Below are 18,825 nucleotides of genomic sequence, written 5' to 3'. Positions count from 1 at the left end.
GCCAAATAGAAATCCTAAACTAAGCTTAAATCGAACATCTTGCTTAATTCTCATAACTAAAGCTTTAATTGTTGGAATGCCTTCTAAAAAGCTCACTAAAACAGCACGAAGTGCTGCTTCGTAATTAATGGTAACTGGCGCGCCGACAGTATTCTCTTTTTGAAATAAAGCAATCAATGGCGTTAGCTCTAATGGGGAGAAAAACTCTTGATATTTTACTTCAATCTCAAGTTCTTGTAGAATTTGGATGTCAAAAAGCGTTGGTTGTTGTATGATAGACATAGGAATCTTCCTTTCTGTTTAAGAGTCTGTCAGGACATCATAATTATAACAGATGGGGAGGTTCTTATTTTTATTGTTTTTAGAACGCTAATGTATCAAGGCATCATAATTATGAAATTAGCTCATTTAATAATATTATTCGAGCATTTCAGAGTATAACTTTAAAAAATATGGATCAAAATGAATTAGAGAGAGGGGGAAGTGCTATGAGAAAAAAATGTCTATTATCAGCTGTTGTTGCTCTATCAGCAACCTTTTTATTATTTCCAAAAATGTTATATGCTGCGGATCCAACAAGTTTAACCAATTTTGAGTTAACAGGTGATAGTGGTGAGGGAAGTATTGAATTTTCAGCTTCTGATATCATGTTTTCTCCTAAACAAATGGAAAAACAAGGGACCAGTACAACACTACAAAATAATGTACTAAAGATAACTGTCGATAACTACTCTGGTTATGCAAAAGATTGGAAAATTAAAGCTTCGCTTTCAGAATTCATTGGTGTAAAAACTAAACGAAAACTAATGGGTGCTAAGTTAACTTTTGATTCGACTGATATTTCTCCTATTAGTGAGTTTGAACCTGCCGTTATTGATTCTATTCGTCCTTCAAGTAAAAGTGCTGTACTTACACCTAGCCCTAAAGAAAATCCAAGTCAAGAATTGTTAATCCATTCACCACAAAATAAAGGATATGGTAAGTGGCAAGCAACTTATGGAACAAAAGAAAACTCTAAAATACCCACAACTACACCAATTAAATTAAGTTATTATTCTGGTAATACAGCAGATAAGTATGTTGCAACACTGACTTACTCATTAGAAGTAGGACCTGTTGTGTAATCATATTATAGAAGATCACTGAATTATTGTAGATGTAATGACATGATTATTTAATTAAAGAGAGATAAAAAAAGAAGGGGGGATATGATGTTTACATACAAACATAACGCGACTAGATTATTGATTTCACTGAGTTTTATTTTTAGTAGTTTGGTATTTTTATTTCCCGATGTCAGTGATGCTGCTGGTCAAACGTCAAAAGCGGAATTTGAATTGATCGAAATTCCAGAAGGTGGCGACGGATTTGAGCTTAAAGCGAATGAAATGTTTTTTGAATCAAGAGAAATTCAAAAAACAGGAAATAATAACACGAAGCAAAGTAATATTCTCAATTTAGAAGTTAATAATTTCTCTGGGAGAGATAATCAATGGATTGTATCGGTTTCGCTTGGGGATTTTATTGGACAGAAAACGGGAAAAAAACTGGTTTATGCCAAAATCATTTTCATGCCAACGTTGGTTAAACCCGTCAGTCAATTCGATCCTGATATTATCGATCAAATTAAGCCGCAAACGTTAAAAGTTGAGATGACTCCTAATTCTGCTGAACAGGAATTGTTTAGAACAAAAACGAGGGTTACTGGAGAAGGTGGATATGGCCATTGGCAAGCGACGTATGGCACTCCTGAAAAAGTAGGTAATGATGAAGCAAGACCAGTCACGTTAATTTATGGTGCAGGAAACCTTGCCGATACATATATTTCAACAATCACTTATACTCTTAAAGAAACACCAACAATTACGGATATTTAAGGATTTAATTTCATGCTAGTTGAATGATGTTTTATCATTCAACTGTTTTTTATATTGACCTGAAAAAGTAAAATAATGTATGTCATTATTATATGAAAAATTCTGCATATTCGGATAAGTTATCAGTAAAAAATCGATCAGAATCGTTCCCTTTTCTTAATAATTGAGATATAATAGAGGATGTAAGTTAATAAATAATATAAGGAGTGTATATATGAAACATATATCAAATAATCGTAAGATTAATTCGGTGTTGTTCGCTATCTTTGCATTAATCTTATTTTTTGTATCACCATTGCATACTTTTGCGGCTGACGAAAAGGATGAAGCCTTAAGTTTTACAATGGGGATTATTCCGGCTGAAAATCAAATTAATAAAAATGCGACTTACTTTGACTTAAAAGTTAAACCTGGTCAAGAACAAGACTTGAAAGTTTCAGTATCAAATACTGGTAAAAAAGATAAGAAAATTCGCGTGACACCAACAAATGCAACAACAAATCAAAATGGTTTAATCAATTATTCAGAAACACCTAAAGAATATAAAGATGATAAGACATTAAAATATCCTTTTAAATCATTAGTTGGCGAAGCACAAACTGTTGAAGTACCTGCTGGAAAATCCCAAGAATTAACCTTCAAATTAAAAGCACCTAGTGAAGAATTCAAAGGACTAATTTTAGGTGGCTTCGTTGCTGATTTACCTGATGATGATCAAAAGGATGAAAAAGGTGGCGGCGGTGTAAAAATTGTTAACAAGTTCCAAGTTGTTAAGGCTGTCATGTTACGTACAAATGAAGATAAAGTTAGTCCCGATTTGAGACTTAATACTATCAAGCCTGCTTTAGTTGGTTATCGAACAGCAGTAACTGCCAATTTACAAAATATTGAACCAACAATGTTTGGTAAGATGAAAGTTGATGCACAAGTTACTAAAAAAGGCTCAAAAGAAGTAATTAAAAAAGAAGTAAAAGAAGATTTAGAAATGGCACCAAACTCAAACTTTGACTTTCCAATCATGTGGAACAATCAAAGATTAGAGCCGGGTAAATATACATTAAATTTAGTAGCCACTTCAGGTGATAAAAAATGGCCATTTACGAAAGATTTTGAGATTAAGAAAGAAGAAAGTGATAAGTTAAACAAGCAAGCTGTTGATTTAGAAGAACCTGCGGGCCTACCGTTATGGGTATATATATTAATCGGTGTGATTGTGTTATTACTTCTAATCATTATTATCTTATTGATTGTTAAAAGTAAGAAAAATAAAAAATCATCTTCACGTAAAGGAAGTAGCAAATCATCATCTTCACGTAAAAGTGGAAAATCATCATCAAGTAGTTCAAAAGGCAAGAAACGTAAATCATCAAGCTCTAAAAGCAAAAAACATAAATAAATCAAAAAATAAGACATCGCATAAGCGATGTCTTTTCTTCTTTTAGTCTTTAGGATTTTGTAAATCCTCTACTTCAGCTACAAAGAAATCTTTTTTATCTAGTGCTTTGATAATAAGTTGGCATGTTTCATCAGTAGTGTCAGCAGGTAGAGTGACAATTGTCCGACGAATATATTCATCTTTCCCGATATCTAATGTGATGCAGCTGGCAATATCAGAGTGTTTTGCGATAATTTTAGACATTGTCGCAAGATCTCCCTTTTTACCAGTTGAAGCGATGGTTAAAGCGAAGCGTCCTTCGTTAACGTTCCATGATTGTGATAAAATATTAAGTAAACTGCTGTGGGTTAAAATTCCAAAAAAATGATCATTATTATCCAGAACGGCAATATACGGAAGCTCCTTGATAGTAAAGAAGATTTTGAAGAATGATGAATTAATATGAATAAACTTAGTCGCATTTTTAATTAAATGTGTCACAGGAAGTGTCATGTCGCCACCGTTAGCCTTATGACGATAGATATGCATTTTATAGATATTTCCTCTGAAAATTTTTCCCGTTTCATCTAAGACTGGCACACATCGATAACCAGATTCTTCTAAAATTATTAGTGCTTCTTCTAATGTACAAGACTCTGTAACAATAGTAAGTTGGCGTTTTGGTATACAGATCGATTCAATAAGCATCTCTGTATCCCCCTTTCATTTTTTATACTACAATAATACCATACAATAAAAGGGAAACAAAACTGGAGTAGATACTTTTTTCATTATTTGGCTGTTTTTTTATCTGAAATCAAATTGACGTTCAAGTGAATTAATGATACACTTAATTAGATATTGAATGATAGGAGGAGTCTATTTTGGCTCAAAGTAAATCATCTTTAGCGTGTTCAGAATGTGGTTCTCGTAATTACTCGAAAGCTGTTAACACTGCAAACAGAACGGAACGTTTAGAAGTTAAAAAATTTTGTAAGTACTGTAAAAAACATACATTGCACCGTGAAACAAAATAAAACGAGTTTAAGTGGAGGGTACTAGAAAATGAAGTTTATGAAATCAGTCGTTGAAGAAATGAAAATTGTAACTTGGCCATCAAAAGAAAGATTAGGTAAAGATGTCGTTACAGTTATCCAATCAACTGTTTTATTTGCTTTATTCTTCGCAGTTGTCGATTTTGGATTAAATCAACTTTTACAATTGTTTGTAAGATAAAACATCAGATATTATTGGCTATCATCTAGAGATGATGCTATAATAAGTCACAAGAGAAAAAACTTCGCACAAGCTGAGGTTTTTTTATTTTATCAAATAAAGGTAGGTTCATAAAAAATGGAATCTTTTGAAAAACAATGGTATGTGCTACATACTTATTCAGGTTATGAAAACAAAGTTAAAACAAACATCGAATCTCGTGCACAAAGCATGGGTATGGAAGAGTTTATTTTTAGAGTAGTTGTTCCAGAAGAGGAAGAACACGAAATTAAAAATGGTAAAGAAAAAGTGATTGCTAAAAAAACTTTCCCTGGTTATGTTTTAATTGAAATGGTAATGACAGATGATTCTTGGTATATTGTCCGTAATACACCAGGCGTAACTGGTTTTGTTGGCTCGCACGGAGCAGGTAGTAAACCAGCCCCATTATTACCAGAAGAAGTTGAAGCGATTCTAGGTAAATTAGGTATGAGCCGTCGTCATGTAGATTTAGATGTTGCTGAAGGCGATGTTGTTAAAATCGTGGAAGGTGCGTTCGCGAACCTTACAGGTGAAATCACAGAAGTGGACTACGAAAAACAAAAACTTAAAGTTAATATTGATATGTTTGGTCGTGAAACAAGTACAGAACTTGACTTTGATCAAATTGACATGCTCTAAGATTGACAATCAAAGACGGAACCGATATTGGTGTTCTGTCTTTTTATTTTGCGGAAATGAGGTCATTAAATAATGAAAGAAACAGAATATGAGCGTATGATTACTGGTAAATTGTATTTGGCTAGTAAAATTGAAGCGGCTAAAAGTTACACAACAGGGCAAATGTTGACGCAAAAAATCAATCAAACGCCTTTAAATCAACCAGAAGAAGTGATTGCTTTAGAAAAACAGCTATTTGGGTCAACAGGTGAGAGTCTTTTTGTGCAACCACCAGTATTTGTTGATTATGGCTTTAATACTCATGTTGGTGAAAATTTTTATGCTAATGGAAATTGTCACTTTCTTGATGTGGCTGAAATTTTTATTGGCAATAATGTCATGTTAGGTCCTCGAGTAACATTGGTCACAGCAGGTCATCCGATTGATGCGGGTGTCAGACGTCGCGGCTTGGAGTTTGGTTATAAGATTCGGATTGAGGATGATGTCTGGATGGGTGCGAATGTGACCGTCAATCCTGGTGTCACAGTGGGAGCACGCTCCATTATTGGCTCTGGTGCTGTTGTGACAAAAGACATTCCATCAGACGTGATTGCGGTTGGTAATCCGGCGCGGGTCTTAAGAAAAATTACGGATGCGGATCGCGAATACTGGGAAAAGGCTGAAGAACAGTACTTTATTGAGACGAGTCAAAAAGAGTAAACAACATCGTTGACAATTGTAAACCTTTGTTTTATAGTAGAAGCATCAAAGGTTTATTTTTTTATTCTAAAAATTGACAAATGTAGATAAATTTAGGGGGTAATGGTATGAGTAAATCAGTTGAAGTAATTACAGATGCGGAATGGGAAATCATGCGCGTCATTTGGACCCAAGATGAAACGACGAGTCGTGAAATTATTGATGTGTTAACCGATAAGATGGAGTGGAAACCATCGACGATTAAAACCTTAATCACGCGCCTTGTGAATAAAAAATATGTTGAATCAAAAAAAGACGGCAAGCATTTTATTTATTCACCTCTTGTGAGCGAAGAAGAAATGATTGAGTTTGAAACCAAACAATTATTCAAGAAAACTTGTAATACTAAGGTTGGTGAAGTGTTAAGTTTAATTGTTGAAGAACAAGAATTGAGTCAAGCAGATATTGAACAACTTTCGGCTATTTTGGCTGAGAAGAAAAAAAAAGCGCCTAAAACGTTAGAGTGTCATTGTCTTAAAGGCCAATGTCGTTGTCATAAGGAGGAAGCACAATGAGTAATCAAAAATTATACGAAATCGAAGGAATGAGTTGTGCGTCGTGTGCGCAACGGATTGAAAAAGCAGTTGGAGACTTAGGTGAAGTGGCAACGGCGTCAGTAAACTTTGCCACCGAAAAATTGGCGGTAACATTCAAAGATGAAGCTATCAATGATCAATTAATTACTGAAATAGTTGAAAAAGCAGGTTATCATGTTGCCCAACCTGCACAAACTTTATCTTTTGACATTGAAGGAATGACGTGTGCCTCATGTGCGCAGCGGGTTGAAAAAGCGGTGGGTCAGTTGAGTGATGTTGCGACGGCGTCAGTGAATTTAGCGACCGAAAAGCTAATGGTAACAACTAGTGGTGATGGGTCGATGATTAAACAAATTGAGAATGCTGTTGAAGCAGCAGGTTATCAGGCAACATTAGCGACAGAGCAGACGCAAAATGCTGAATCGCAAGCCGAGAAGAAAGAACAAGCGATTAAAAAGATTTGGCATCGTTTCTGGATTTCAGTTTTGTTCACGGTGCCATTGCTATATATTTCGATGGGACATATGGCGGGGATGCCGTTACCGGAATTTTTAGATCCAAGTGTTAACCCGCTTACATTTGCTGTGGCACAATTAGTTTTAACACTACCGGTGATGTTTGTCGGTAAAGATTTCTTCATTATTGGCTTTAAGGCGCTCTTTGGTGGTCATCCGAACATGGATTCACTAGTTGCGTTAGGAACGAGTGCAGCGGCAGTTTATAGTGTTTATGCAACAATTATGGTTGGTCAAGGTCAGTCAGAATTTGCGATGCAACTTTATTATGAATCAGCAGCGGTTATTTTAACTTTAATCACGCTAGGTAAATATTTTGAAGCTGTCTCAAAAGGTAAAACGTCTGAAGCAATTAAGAAATTAATCGGTTTAGCGCCAAAAACAGCGCAAGTGATGGTAGATGGCGTTGAAACCGAGCGTGCGATTGAAGATGTACAAACAGGTGACATTATTATTGTGCGTCCGGGAGAAAAAATTCCGGTTGATGGTGTGATTGTGAGTGGTACGAGTGCCGTTGACGAGGCGATGATTACAGGTGAAAGTTTACCTGTTGAGAAAAAAGTTGGCGATAACGTCATTGGTGCAAGTGTCAACCAAACGGGTTCATTTCAATTTGAAGCCACAAAAGTCGGTAAAGATACAACCTTGTCACAAATTATTAAATTGGTCGAAGAAGCCCAAGGATCAAAAGCACCGATTGCTCAATTAGCGGATAAGGTTTCGGGTGTCTTTGTACCAATCGTCATTGTATTAGCGATACTGTCAGGTGTTTTATGGTTCTTCTTAGGGCAAGAGTCTTGGATCTTTGCTTTAACGATTACGATTTCTGTCCTTGTTATTGCGTGTCCGTGCGCCCTGGGCTTAGCGACACCAACTGCAATTATGGTTGGAACAGGTAAAGGGGCTGAAAATGGCGTCTTGATTAAGAGTGGTGATGCGCTGGAAACAACGCATAAAATTAAATCGATCATTTTTGATAAAACAGGTACCATCACAGAAGGTAAACCAAAAGTGACTGATATTGTGACAAATCAAAACATCTCGGAAGTTGATCTTCTTCAATTAGCCGCCTCTAGTGAAGTCGCGTCAGAACATCCGTTAGGTTTAGCGATTGTTGAAAAAGCACAAGCAGATAACTTAACCCTGTTTGAAGTTACAGCATTCGAAGCTTTGCCTGGTCATGGGATTAAAACAATGATTAAAGGCCAAAATTATCTTTTAGGAAATAAAAAATTGATGATGTCTTCTCAAATCGAGATGCATGCTTTTGAAGCGGAAGCAAACCGTTTAGCAGAAGAAGGCAAGACGCCAATGTACATTGCGACTGAATCAGAGTTGTTGGGCATCATCGCCGTCGCTGATACAATTAAAGCCAGCAGTAAGAGCGCAATTGGAAAACTACAAAGAATGGGCTTAGAAGTGGTCATGTTAACGGGTGATAATGAACGAACAGCCAAAGCAATTGCAAAACAAATTGGAGTCACAAATGTCATTAGTGATGTGTTACCAGAAGATAAAGCCAACCAAGTTAAAAAATTACAAGGTACTGGTAAAGTGGTTGCCATGGTGGGTGATGGTATTAACGATGCACCTGCTCTAGCACAAGCTGATGTGGGAATTGCCATTGGATCGGGAACTGACGTTGCGATGGAATCTGCGGATATTGTCTTGATGCGTAGTGATTTAATGGATGTGCCAACAGCAATTGAGTTAAGTAGTGCAACCATTAAAAATATCAAAGAAAACTTATTCTGGGCCTTTTCCTATAATACATTAGGCATACCTGTAGCGATGGGTGTTTTACATCTCTTTGGCGGACCATTACTTAGCCCTATGATTGCCGCAGCGGCGATGAGTTTTAGTTCAGTTTCAGTATTGTTAAATGCGTTACGTTTGAAACGATTTAAACCTGGAAAATAGAATATAATTTTTTATGACTACATAAAGCCAGATAATATCTTTATGTAGTCATTTTTATATATAAAATAATTTAAAAACAGATATTAAAACACAAAAACAAATTTTTGTTTTAATAAATTTCATTTGTCAAATTAATCTAAACAAAACATCACTTTCAACATAACTCAAAAATACTTCTAATGGCGTTTTGTAGTTTAATGATTTTCTAGGAATGTTATTTCTTTTTGATGCAACAGCATGAATAAAAGATTCATCAACTTCGTTGAAATTCATTTTTTTAGGTAGTCCGTCTTTACGTAATAAACCATTTGAATTTTCATTTAAACCTCGTTGTGATGGAGTTCCAGGGTCAGCGAAATAAATATCAATATCATTTATATTACTGATAGATTTCCAATTAGAGAATTCTTTACCACAATCAAAGGTAATGGATTTAAACAGATGGGCAGGAACTGATTTCAACCAACTATTCAAGCACTTTTATGATACTTTCCAACAATAGTGTCACTTTCAAGGTGACCAAATTCATCTTTAAAATGATCATACTCTTTGTTACGTTGATGGATAGTTCTTTTAAACGCCTGCTTTCCTCGTTTTTCTTTATGACCATTCGATTTTCTTTTACCTTTCATTGGTAAAATAGTGGAATCAAATTGTCCACGCTTAAATAATCTATATAGCGTACGAACAGAACAAGAAATAGGAAACTCAGCACAACCAATAATCACGTCAGGAGTCCATCCTTGAACCACTTTTTTTTGAATATATTCTGTCTGATTATCAGATAAGGAAACAGGACGTCTACCACATTTTTTCTTGTTTTGTATCTTTTATAATAATCAAGAATAGATAAACCATCATCTAATGCGTTATAAACGTTATAGATAGTCTGTCTAGAACGTTTCAATTATTTAGCAACAAAAGTTACTTTCTTCTTTTGATAGTAATATGATTCTATTAAAACGAGTTCGTCTGTAGTAAGATGTGTATAGGTCATTTGTGATCGCTCTCCTTGTTTTCTTTGGTCGGAAATACAATTTGAGTGTATCACAAATGATTTTTTAGTTATCTAGCTTAATTTTACAATCGGCGAGACGTTAAATTTATGTATATATTCGGCGGTACCTTTGAATTAGCTGTTGTTGTGTGTTAAAGTCGTAGTATAGAGATAAAATATTATGCGTATTTAAAAAACATGTTCGTTATGAATGATTGTGTCTGCTCAATTGGATAGAATGATAAAAAGTAATGATGTTTTAGATAATCGAGATGTAATTAAAAAGAATAAGGTTTGTTTTCATAAGTGAATGATCGACGCTCTTAAAAAAGTTCAATCATCTTTTTTATATATTGACTTATGAATGAGTGGGGGCGTTTGTTGTTTGAGGTTTCTTCAAGTGTCTAGGAAGACCAAGGAAAACAATTAATGAAAATGGAGGTCATGCATATGGGGAAAAAAGTACTACGGTTAATGAGTATTTTAATGGTATTTATTGGAATGATAGGATTTAGTCAAAAATTTGATGCTGCAACTGGAATTAGCAATGAATCAGCATTGAAAAGAGCGATGTCTAGTGGAGCAGATGGAGAATATTTTTTAGAAAATAGTTTTTCGTTTAGCAAGACAGTTGAGGTTAAAGGAAATAAAGTGTTAGATTTAAATAATCAGACGTTATCGACAGGAACAGGGACATCAGACCAATTTGAAATTCTAGATTCTAATTCAGAATTTACATTGAAAAACGGAACTGTTACGGGTGGAAATACGGCCAATGTCGGCGGTTCAGGTTCAGGTTTTATTTTGGCAAAAGCGAAGGTCTTAAATAATAAAATATATATTGAAAATATAACCCATACGTCGGAGGGTGGTTTTATTCTTGCGAATGGGAGTGATGTGTACTTTAATGGCATAAATAATGCAACGAATGGTCGTTTTAATGTTCGTGCAGGAAATATGTATTTTGAAAGTGGAAAATTTACCGGAACGACAACTACAAGTGGTTCGCAAAACCCTAACTCAACAGGTTCTGGTGGTATTAACTTGAGTTTTAATGGTTATAAAGCTAACTTGCGTTCAGGAAAAGACCGAGATTTAATTATTGAAAAAGATGCTGAAGTTATTTTAGATAACAAAAATACTTCATCATTAAATTATGCCAATAATATTGGTAATTTTGATTATATGAAAATTAAAGGTATATTGAATGCCACTGCTGTTGGAACCTCACTGCGAACAACAGCGGCACATCACACATTGGGAGATGGAAAAAACAAGAGTGGACGTTCTGAAATTCATGTCGAACCAGGATCGACATTTAAAGTGTCTTCAACTGCTGACGGTAGTAATAAGTATGGAACATTATATACTTATTCTACTGGTTTATACGTCAATAATCCCAAAACTTTTGATATGCGTTATTTTGCAGATGGTTTATTCTTCTACCATTGGCCACAAGGACCAAAAGGCTATTTTGATGTTAAGAACATGGATATTGCTGTTTGGGATAAAGAGTCTCGCGGCATTGGCAATCCCCGAAAGGAAAACATCTGGCAAGATGTGGAACAGTTTACGATTGACGGGTTTGATGATACAAAAGGAGAGAGAGGTAGAGGTGTCGTAACGTCGTCAATTCCAGACCTTGCGAATCGATTTGACATTAACACCTATAGTCGAATCTCAAATGACGTGAGGCTACCTAAAATTGAAGTCGATGATGTAAAACAAATTGGAGATACTTATCAAATATCTAACGCAAGTCGAGAACTTAAAGGCTCTGTAAATTATGTTTTACCTGATGGTAGTAAGGTTGGCGGTGTGGCGAACGCTAACGTGAAAGTGACAATTGGTGGACGTGTTTTTGAAACTGAGACTGATGAAGCTGGTAAGTGGTCATTCCCGTACAGTAACACACACACATCGAACTCAATTAATTTTTCAAGTTTAAGTGGAGGCTCAGCTGTTACTTTTGATGTAGTAGACAAAGACAAGCGTGTTGACCAAGCAAAAGGTGTAATTGTTGATGATATTGCACCAAAAGGTAAGGGGAAATTATTAATTGTCGATCAAAATAGTGAGGAAGGAACCGGAGCAAATAGAATCCCGAAAGATCCTAAACTTGCTTTAGCTAGTTATTCTGATGAGACCACCTCTACTTCAGGAATAAAAGTTAACTATCAAACTTTGGAGTCTGAAAGAAAAGAGTTAACAAAAGAGTTGGGCTATTATCCTGATCGATTGAAAGTTAGTATTAAAGATGATGCTAATAATGAGAATATTGTTCCAATTCCTGTCTTAGTTAAAAAGTCAGGTGAAACAATCAAGGATAGTTACGCTACGGCAACAGATTTTACTTACGACTATAATGATTGGAAAAAAGCAACGACAGAAGAACGTAAAGCAATTGTAAGAGAACAGGGAAATGTCAAAGTTTATGATGTAAATCAATCGACATACGAAGTAACTGAAGTGCCAAATGATTCTCCGCAAGTGTCGATTTCTTGGAATCCAGAACCATGGGAGCCAAAATCAAAACTACCAATTAAGATTACTTATAAATCTTATACTCGTCCAATTGAGGCGTATTTAGATGTTAAGGAAGTTAAAATGAAAGTTAATTATTATCTAGCAGGTACAGAAACACCAATTTATAGTAATTTAGAATCAAAAGATCCTAAAGCAGGTAAAACAATTGAGAGAATTGTTCCGGGTAATTCAATTGATAGCACATTAACTGACTTAATCGCTAGTGGCGAAATTGATGTGATGTCGGATTATTATAATCTGACAACGCCAAAATATAAAGTTTATGTTGATGGTGCTGAGGTAGCCTCAGATACAGTGCCAGGAAAAGACTTTACAGTTAATTACCAATTTAGTGGTGTGATTATGTTTGATAAAGTTGGTAAAATTGATTTTGGCAAGTTCAATGTTGCGAAAAGTACATCAGAACATAAGGCTGCAAGCACTACCTTGCCATCGCAAGAACTTACGATTGTGAATACAATTCCAAATGAGAAGTGGCGACTCTCTGCCAAAATGGACGAAGCGATTGAAAATAAAAATAATAATCGCAAATTCCATGGTAGATTGCTATTTAATGATTATATCCTGAATGATTCCGGTCTAGATGTCATGACACAAGCGGAACTTGATACACCTTTGACAGTGATAAATTTAGGTGATGTCTTAGAATTACAACAAAAATCTGGCAACCTAAGAGGTCAATATGAAGGTAAAATTGAGTGGAGTCTTGTTTCAGGACCGTTGTTCTAATAATTTAATCAATACGAAAATTCGTTTACTATTTATATAAGTAAGCGAATTTTTTTTGTGCAAAAATTGGAGATTGTTAAAAAATTTCTTACATTTAGTGTTGCAGTAGTGAGAGGTTGTTTTAAAGAGTGTGATTTTACACGCAAATATATGTATCGTTATTTTATTGATTCACAAATATCCATAATTGATTTTTTTGTACTAGATTACAGAAATATCATTATGTTCAACAACTGAACAAATTATGTAAAAAAAAGCGTTTTAATAGTTATTAATAGACACGTAACGTTTATGAGAGTATAAATAAATTGAGGTATCAACAGGATGGAATTCAAAGGCTTAATTAGTGAAAGAGTTTTAAAAAGCTGGGAGTTGTTGATATTTAATATGTTTATCAGTTTCAAAATTCATCGTTATTTAATTTTATCGAGTTGAACGGTATCTAATAGTTTGAGTTAGCTAGCTTTTGTTGGAATGATTCATTAATAGGGGGATCAAAAATGATAAAGGGAAAGAGATTACTAACTGGATGTTTAGTGTGATTTTCTTTAGTGTCAATGGGGTTAAAACAGACAACAGTGGAAGCTACAGGATTTGGAGTTTCAAATGAAACGCAATTGAAACAATTTATGTCAACTTCAGGTGAAGCGTCATTTGAATTATTAAATGAGTGGCACAGTTGAGTTCAAAGGTAAAAAGACCATTGATTTTAAAGGCAATACTTTAACGTTTGGTTCGGGAAATAGTGATCAGTTTAAAATTTCTGAGGCTGGTACAGAAATAACCTTTTTTGTAATATTTGGGTGTTAAAATTTGTGTTAAAAGTCAAAAAATGTTATTATTTAAAGACAAATGGTAGTCATAATGTGCTTTTTATTGATAATAGGCTATGAAACAATTTTTTCGAAAATTAGATGAAAGAATAATTTGAAAACAATCGATGACAAAGTTTCAAAAAGAATAATATAGCAAAGTCGTAAAATTGTTGTTGTTTAATTCTAGGACACACATCTAGAAAATGAAAGTGGAGGACAAATTTATGGTGAAAAAAATAAAGTGGTTAGTCGGAATAGGGATGATTGCTTTTGGTTTATTAGGTTTTAACTTAGATGGTCAAGCAGCTGAAGGTGTTGGATTAGCATCACAAGAGCAGCTTAAGCAATTTATGTCAACACCTGGTGAAGCAAGTTTTTATTTGAAAAATGATGTGCATTTTACTGGAACCATAGAAGTTAAAGGTAATAAAACACTTGATTTGGATCGACACGTACTATCAACAGGTACGGGTACAGCAGATCAATTTAAGATTACCGAATCAAATGCCAGTCTGACCTTGAAAAATGGAACCATTGAAGGCGGAAATACACAAAGCGTTGGAAATGATGGTGCAGGAGTGATTAATGTTGCTAATCGATATTTAAATTCAACAATCAACATCGACGGCATCAATCATACTTCAGAAAAAGGTGGGTTTATTAGGGCGAATGGGAGCGATGTTCATTTTCGTGGAAATAATACACTAAGAAATGGTCCCTTTAATGTTCGTGCCGGTAATATGTACTTTGATGATGGTGTGTTTGATGGTAAAACGACGACCAGAGGCGGACAAGATCCAAACTCTAATGGTGCGGGTGGAATTAACTTAAGTTTTAATGGGTATGTTGCAAATTTGCGCAAGAAAAAGGACCGGATTCTTGAAATTTCAAAAGAAGCCACGGTCAAATTAGAAAATACGAACGATTACGGCGCACTAGAATATAACAACAATGTGGGAAACTTTGATTTATTTACTGTTTATGGTACTTTTCAAGGAACATCGATTGGATCTTCATTAAGAACAACTGCCGCGAGTCCCCCTTCAGCATCAATAAATAGTGAAGGCACGGGTCGTTCTGAAATCCATGTGAAACCAGGCTCAACTTTTACTTCAGCTTCAACGGCACGTGGTGCGTCAAATATTTACGGAACCCTTTTTACCTTCTCAACGGGATTATATGTGGATAGTCCTAAAGTTTTTGATATGCGCTATTATGGAAATGGAAATTTCTTTTATATGTGGCCTGATGGGAACAAAGGCTATTTTGATGTTCGAAATATGGATATGGCTGTTTGGGCTAAGAAAGATTTTGGAATTGGTAATCCCATGGAAAATGGTGTGTGGCAAGATGTTGGTTATCTTACCATTGATTCATTTTATAATACGAACGCAGGTACAATTACATCCTCAAATCAGCAAATAAAAAATAACTTCAAAATCAATGACTATAGTCGAATTTCGAATGATATTCGAAAACCTAAATTAGTGATTGACGATCTTGATGTCAGTGCGGATGGCTCATTTAAGCTACCGAATTCAGCGCAAATCATGAAAGGATCTGCTCATTATACTGTACCGGGTAATAATAATGTTGGGCCGGTTGCAAATGCAAAAGTGACGCTAACAATTGACAAAAAGCAATACACAACTGTTACAAACGAGCAAGGTGAATGGACATTCCCTTATAGTCCAACAGATACTGAGTCGAGCGTCCATTATTCAGTCATTAAAGGTGGCACTAAAGCACAATTACGTGTGGAAGATAAGGACGAGCGCTATGACGAGGTAAAAGGGATTATTGTCGATGATATTGCTCCACAAGCCGAACCAAAATTATTAGTCGTAAATCAAGGTACTAAAGAAGGAATAGGAGCTAATCAAATTCCAAGTGATCCGAAAAAAGCGTTAGTTAGTTATTCGGATGAAACATCAGCGAATTCTAGAATTACAGTGAAGTACGATACACTTCTAAATGACCGTAATGATTTAACTCAAGAGGTAGGCTTTTACCCTAACAAACTTAAAGTGAGTTTGACCGATGAGGCGGGTAATGAAAATATTGTTGACGTGCCGGTCTTGGTTAAGGATAAAGATACGACAATCACAGATAGTTTTATTGTGGCAGAAAATTTTAAATATGATTATTATCAATGGAAGAAAGCCACAGTTCCGGAACGTCGTGATATCGTTTTAACACAAGGAAATGTAAAAGCATATACAGTAAATTTAGCTGCGAATGAAGTGACTGAGGTACCGCATAGTTCAAATTTACTTCAAGTGACTTGGGATCCAGAACCATGGCAACCGAAGAAAAATCTACCGGTTACAATAAAATTGAAAAGTTCGATAAGTCATATTAATGCCTATCTTGATGTGAATGAAGTCAAGATGAAAGTAAATTATTATCTCCAAGGAACGACAACACGCATATATAGTGACTTAAAAAACAAAACGCCCAAACCAATGCAAGAGTTTGAAAGTATTCGTCCAGAAGATTCGATTAAGACGACTTTAGATAATTTAAGAGCGCAAAATCAAATCGAAATTGATACAACGAATTATACTTTGACAACACCAAATTATAAAGTTTTTGTTGATGATCAAGAAGTGACAGGAGATGCGGTTCCAGAGAAAGATTTTACAGTGAATTATTATTTTAATGGCAAAACGCTTTTCCAAGATGCTGATGATATTGATTTTGGTAGTAGTCAAGTCGCGAAGGAAACAGATATCTTGAAATATACTGAGTCTACTTCACCAGCACCAAAATTAACGATCGTGAATACGATTCCGAATGAAAAATGGCAATTGTCTGCGCGTATTTCAGAGCCAATTATGAATAAAACTAAGAATACTAAATTCCAAGGGAGTTTAGTATTTAAAGATCAAACGTTGACAGATGCGGCGTTACCAATTATGACCCAAGATACTTTAGATACCCCTTTAACAACTATTAATTTGGGGCAAGTTCTTGAAGTTCATCAAAAATCGGGTAACTTATCTGGTAAACATCGTGGAAAAGTAGAATGGAGTCTTGTTTCAGGTCCGTCATTCTAAAAAAGCATTTAAACACTCTGATATTATTTTGGAGTGTTTTTTAATTTTGGGATAGAGGTAAATGAACATAAAATATGAACAGTATATACAGCCGGTTTTAATAAACATAAATAATTAATGTGTATTTAACAATGGTTGAGATGGAATGAAACAAGTGTGATTAATTAAAATTCCTCTAAAATATTTTACATTCTTAAAAAAGGACGTTATAATCCAAGTGGGGACGTTATTTTAAACTGCAACAAAAGAAGAAAGATATTTTATTTAAAATTGAATATGAATTTTCTGCTGTTGTATTTTTGAGGGGAGAAGCAACCACATGAAAAAAATAGTAAAAATACTATGTCTAAGTGGTCTGTTTTTGCTTGTTCAAACGGGTGACAGTGTTTTGGCAGCGCCCAATGGATTTAAAATCCAAAATGAGAGTGATTTACAACAATTTTTAAGTGGACAAACAAAAGAAACAACAGGCTTTTTAGTAAATGACAATGTTCGTGTAACAAGGCAATTGACTGTTTCCAGAAGTGAATTAGATTTAAATTTAAATGGTAAAGTTTTAGACCTTGGTACTACAGGTCAACTTTATATTAATCAATCAACTGTTTATGAGTTTAAAGTCCGAAATGGACAAATTGCAGGTGGATTAGCTAATAAACTAACTGCAGCTGGCACAGAAGATGCGATTTCAGTAGTGAATCAAGCTACTTACAAAGATTTAAATGTGATCGCAGAAGATATCGCACATCAAGGTGGTGGCGGTTTTTCAAAGGTCGCGCGAGTACAATCACCTTTCGTGGCAATGTTTCATTAGATAATACCTATTTTAATGCCAGAGCAAATAATGTCAGTTTTGAAGGGTCACCTGATAAATTAACTTTTTTTGATGGACATGTTTCTGCGAATAGTGAACCATTACAAAGTGCCATGGGTGGTGGTGTTAATTTCAGTTTTGACAATGACTATGCCACTAATGGAACAAAATCGTTAGTTAATGGACCGGGAACTCGTAAATTTGAAATTGATGGATTTTCTGAAGTAAAATTAATTAACACTAATACAGTAGCTCAACATACTTATGGCTCTTTTGCCAATAATGTCGCTGATTTCGCATAAATGACTGTCGATGGTAAATTTTATGGTCAAGCCTATGGTTCAGCCTTGAGATCAACCGTTTCTGATAAACCAAAATTAATTGGAACAGAATCAGGACGGGCTGTTGTTAGTGTTAATCCTGGAGCAGTATTTCACGCAGAAACACGTGGAAGTAATGTAACTTTTGGTACGATTTATTCCTATCTATTAGATATTTGGGTGAATAATCCTGCTGAATTTGACGTGCTATATCATGGGCGTTTAGGTAGTTCTAGACGTGGCAATGTATTTCATAGTTGGTCATATAATGATATTAGTTTAACGATGGAAAATATGCCGTTGTATTTGTGGAAGCAACCTGTTGTTGGCACGCCTGATGTTTCAACACACTTTGCTGATGCGTCGATTTTCAAAAGCCGTCGTATGATATCACAACCATGGATGGTACAAAACAAAAAATTGATTTTAACGACTATAATTGAGCTAATTTCATAATTATGATGCCTTGATACATTAGCGTTCTAAAAACAATAAAAATAAGAACCTCCCCATCTGTTATAATTATGATGTCCTGACAGACTCTTAAACAGAAAGGAAGATTCCTATGTCTATCATACAACAACCAACACTTTTTGACATCCAAATTTTACAAGAACTTGAGATTGAAGCGAAATATCAAGAAATTTTCTCCCCATTAGAACTAACACCATTGGTTGCATTATTTCAAAA

The 18,825-nt window shown here is 35.0% G+C and carries 17 protein-coding genes and 1 pseudogene; 15 read left to right on the top strand and 3 right to left on the bottom strand.

Going from position 1 to position 18,825, the window contains the following annotated elements:
* Positions 1-282 (bottom strand): transposase (locus ESZ54_RS09315; RefSeq protein WP_136137409.1); only part of this gene is annotated, 282 nt, incomplete at its 3' end.
* A gap of 206 nt (positions 283-488) precedes the next feature.
* On the opposite strand from ESZ54_RS09315, the gene ESZ54_RS09310 reads away from it, so the two are divergent.
* The 3 genes from ESZ54_RS09310 to ESZ54_RS09300 all read left to right on the top strand — a co-directional run bounded on the left by ESZ54_RS09310 (position 489) and on the right by ESZ54_RS09300 (position 3,273).
* Entirely contained in the window at positions 489-1,124 is a 636-nt protein-coding gene (locus tag ESZ54_RS09310; protein ID WP_162615149.1) for a WxL domain-containing protein, read from the top strand.
* A gap of 87 nt (positions 1,125-1,211) precedes the next feature.
* Positions 1,212-1,877 carry a WxL domain-containing protein gene (locus tag ESZ54_RS09305; protein WP_162615148.1) on the top strand — a complete coding sequence of 222 codons (666 nt, stop codon included), beginning with the start codon at positions 1,212-1,214 and terminating at the stop codon, positions 1,875-1,877.
* Between the two features lie 214 nt (positions 1,878-2,091).
* A complete protein-coding gene (locus ESZ54_RS09300) occupies positions 2,092-3,273 on the top strand; it encodes a WxLIP family cell surface protein (RefSeq protein ID WP_136137406.1) in 1,182 nt (393 codons plus the stop codon).
* 42 nt (positions 3,274-3,315) lie between these two features.
* On the opposite strand, the gene cbpA is transcribed toward ESZ54_RS09300, so the two are convergent.
* Positions 3,316-3,960, bottom strand: coding sequence for a cyclic di-AMP binding protein CbpA (gene cbpA / locus ESZ54_RS09295; protein ID WP_136137405.1), 645 nt, complete (start codon positions 3,958-3,960; stop codon positions 3,316-3,318).
* Between the two features lie 176 nt (positions 3,961-4,136).
* On the opposite strand from cbpA, the gene rpmG reads away from it, so the two are divergent.
* The 6 genes from rpmG (at position 4,137) to ESZ54_RS09265 (ending at position 8,857) form a co-directional block, all read left to right on the top strand.
* Positions 4,137-4,289 (top strand): 50S ribosomal protein L33, encoded by a 153-nt coding sequence (gene rpmG / locus ESZ54_RS09290; protein WP_136137404.1) that lies wholly within the window; start codon positions 4,137-4,139, stop codon positions 4,287-4,289.
* Between the two features lie 28 nt (positions 4,290-4,317).
* Complete coding sequence (gene secE, locus ESZ54_RS09285; RefSeq protein ID WP_136137403.1) at positions 4,318-4,488, top strand: preprotein translocase subunit SecE; 171 nt, start codon at positions 4,318-4,320, stop codon at positions 4,486-4,488.
* A gap of 117 nt (positions 4,489-4,605) precedes the next feature.
* Complete coding sequence (gene nusG, locus ESZ54_RS09280) at positions 4,606-5,148, top strand: transcription termination/antitermination protein NusG (protein ID WP_136137402.1); 543 nt, start codon at positions 4,606-4,608, stop codon at positions 5,146-5,148.
* Between the two features lie 72 nt (positions 5,149-5,220).
* The gene (locus ESZ54_RS09275; protein WP_136137401.1) at positions 5,221-5,847 is read left to right on the top strand and encodes a sugar O-acetyltransferase; all 627 of its coding nucleotides are present in this window, start codon (positions 5,221-5,223) and stop codon (positions 5,845-5,847) included.
* 107 nt (positions 5,848-5,954) lie between these two features.
* Positions 5,955-6,401, top strand: a complete 447-nt coding sequence (locus ESZ54_RS09270; RefSeq protein WP_136137400.1) for a CopY/TcrY family copper transport repressor — start codon at positions 5,955-5,957, stop codon at positions 6,399-6,401.
* Complete coding sequence (locus ESZ54_RS09265; RefSeq protein WP_136137399.1) at positions 6,398-8,857, top strand: heavy metal translocating P-type ATPase; 2,460 nt, start codon at positions 6,398-6,400, stop codon at positions 8,855-8,857. The genes ESZ54_RS09270 and ESZ54_RS09265 overlap by 4 nt, the downstream gene beginning before the upstream one ends.
* Before the next feature lie 126 nt (positions 8,858-8,983).
* Here the strand turns inward: ESZ54_RS09265 and ESZ54_RS09260 are convergent.
* Positions 8,984-9,854 (bottom strand): annotated as a pseudogene (locus ESZ54_RS09260) (IS30 family transposase).
* A 450-nt stretch (positions 9,855-10,304) separates the two neighbouring features.
* Between ESZ54_RS09260 and ESZ54_RS09255 the strand changes: the two are divergent.
* The 6 genes from ESZ54_RS09255 (at position 10,305) to ESZ54_RS09235 (ending at position 18,591) form a co-directional block, all read left to right on the top strand.
* Positions 10,305-13,130 (top strand): hypothetical protein, encoded by a 2,826-nt coding sequence (locus ESZ54_RS09255; RefSeq protein ID WP_136137398.1) that lies wholly within the window; start codon positions 10,305-10,307, stop codon positions 13,128-13,130.
* Between the two features lie 557 nt (positions 13,131-13,687).
* Entirely contained in the window at positions 13,688-13,813 is a 126-nt protein-coding gene (locus ESZ54_RS12765; protein ID WP_275426552.1) for a hypothetical protein, read from the top strand.
* 356 nt (positions 13,814-14,169) lie between these two features.
* Positions 14,170-17,004 carry a hypothetical protein gene (locus tag ESZ54_RS09250; protein ID WP_136137397.1) on the top strand — a complete coding sequence of 945 codons (2,835 nt, stop codon included), beginning with the start codon at positions 14,170-14,172 and terminating at the stop codon, positions 17,002-17,004.
* Between the two features lie 319 nt (positions 17,005-17,323).
* Entirely contained in the window at positions 17,324-17,815 is a 492-nt protein-coding gene (locus ESZ54_RS09245) for a hypothetical protein (RefSeq protein WP_136137396.1), read from the top strand.
* A gap of 113 nt (positions 17,816-17,928) precedes the next feature.
* Positions 17,929-18,117 carry a hypothetical protein gene (locus ESZ54_RS09240; protein WP_136137395.1) on the top strand — a complete coding sequence of 63 codons (189 nt, stop codon included), beginning with the start codon at positions 17,929-17,931 and terminating at the stop codon, positions 18,115-18,117.
* A complete protein-coding gene (locus tag ESZ54_RS09235) occupies positions 18,118-18,591 on the top strand; it encodes a hypothetical protein (protein WP_136137394.1) in 474 nt (157 codons plus the stop codon).
* Positions 18,592-18,825: the final 234 nt, after the last annotated feature.

Source organism: Vagococcus silagei (assembly GCF_004795745.1).
In the GTDB taxonomy this organism is placed as follows: Bacteria; Bacillota; Bacilli; order Lactobacillales; family Vagococcaceae; genus Vagococcus; species Vagococcus silagei.
Note: the sequence above shows the minus strand (reverse complement) of the source record. Positions and strands in the feature narration are given on the sequence as shown.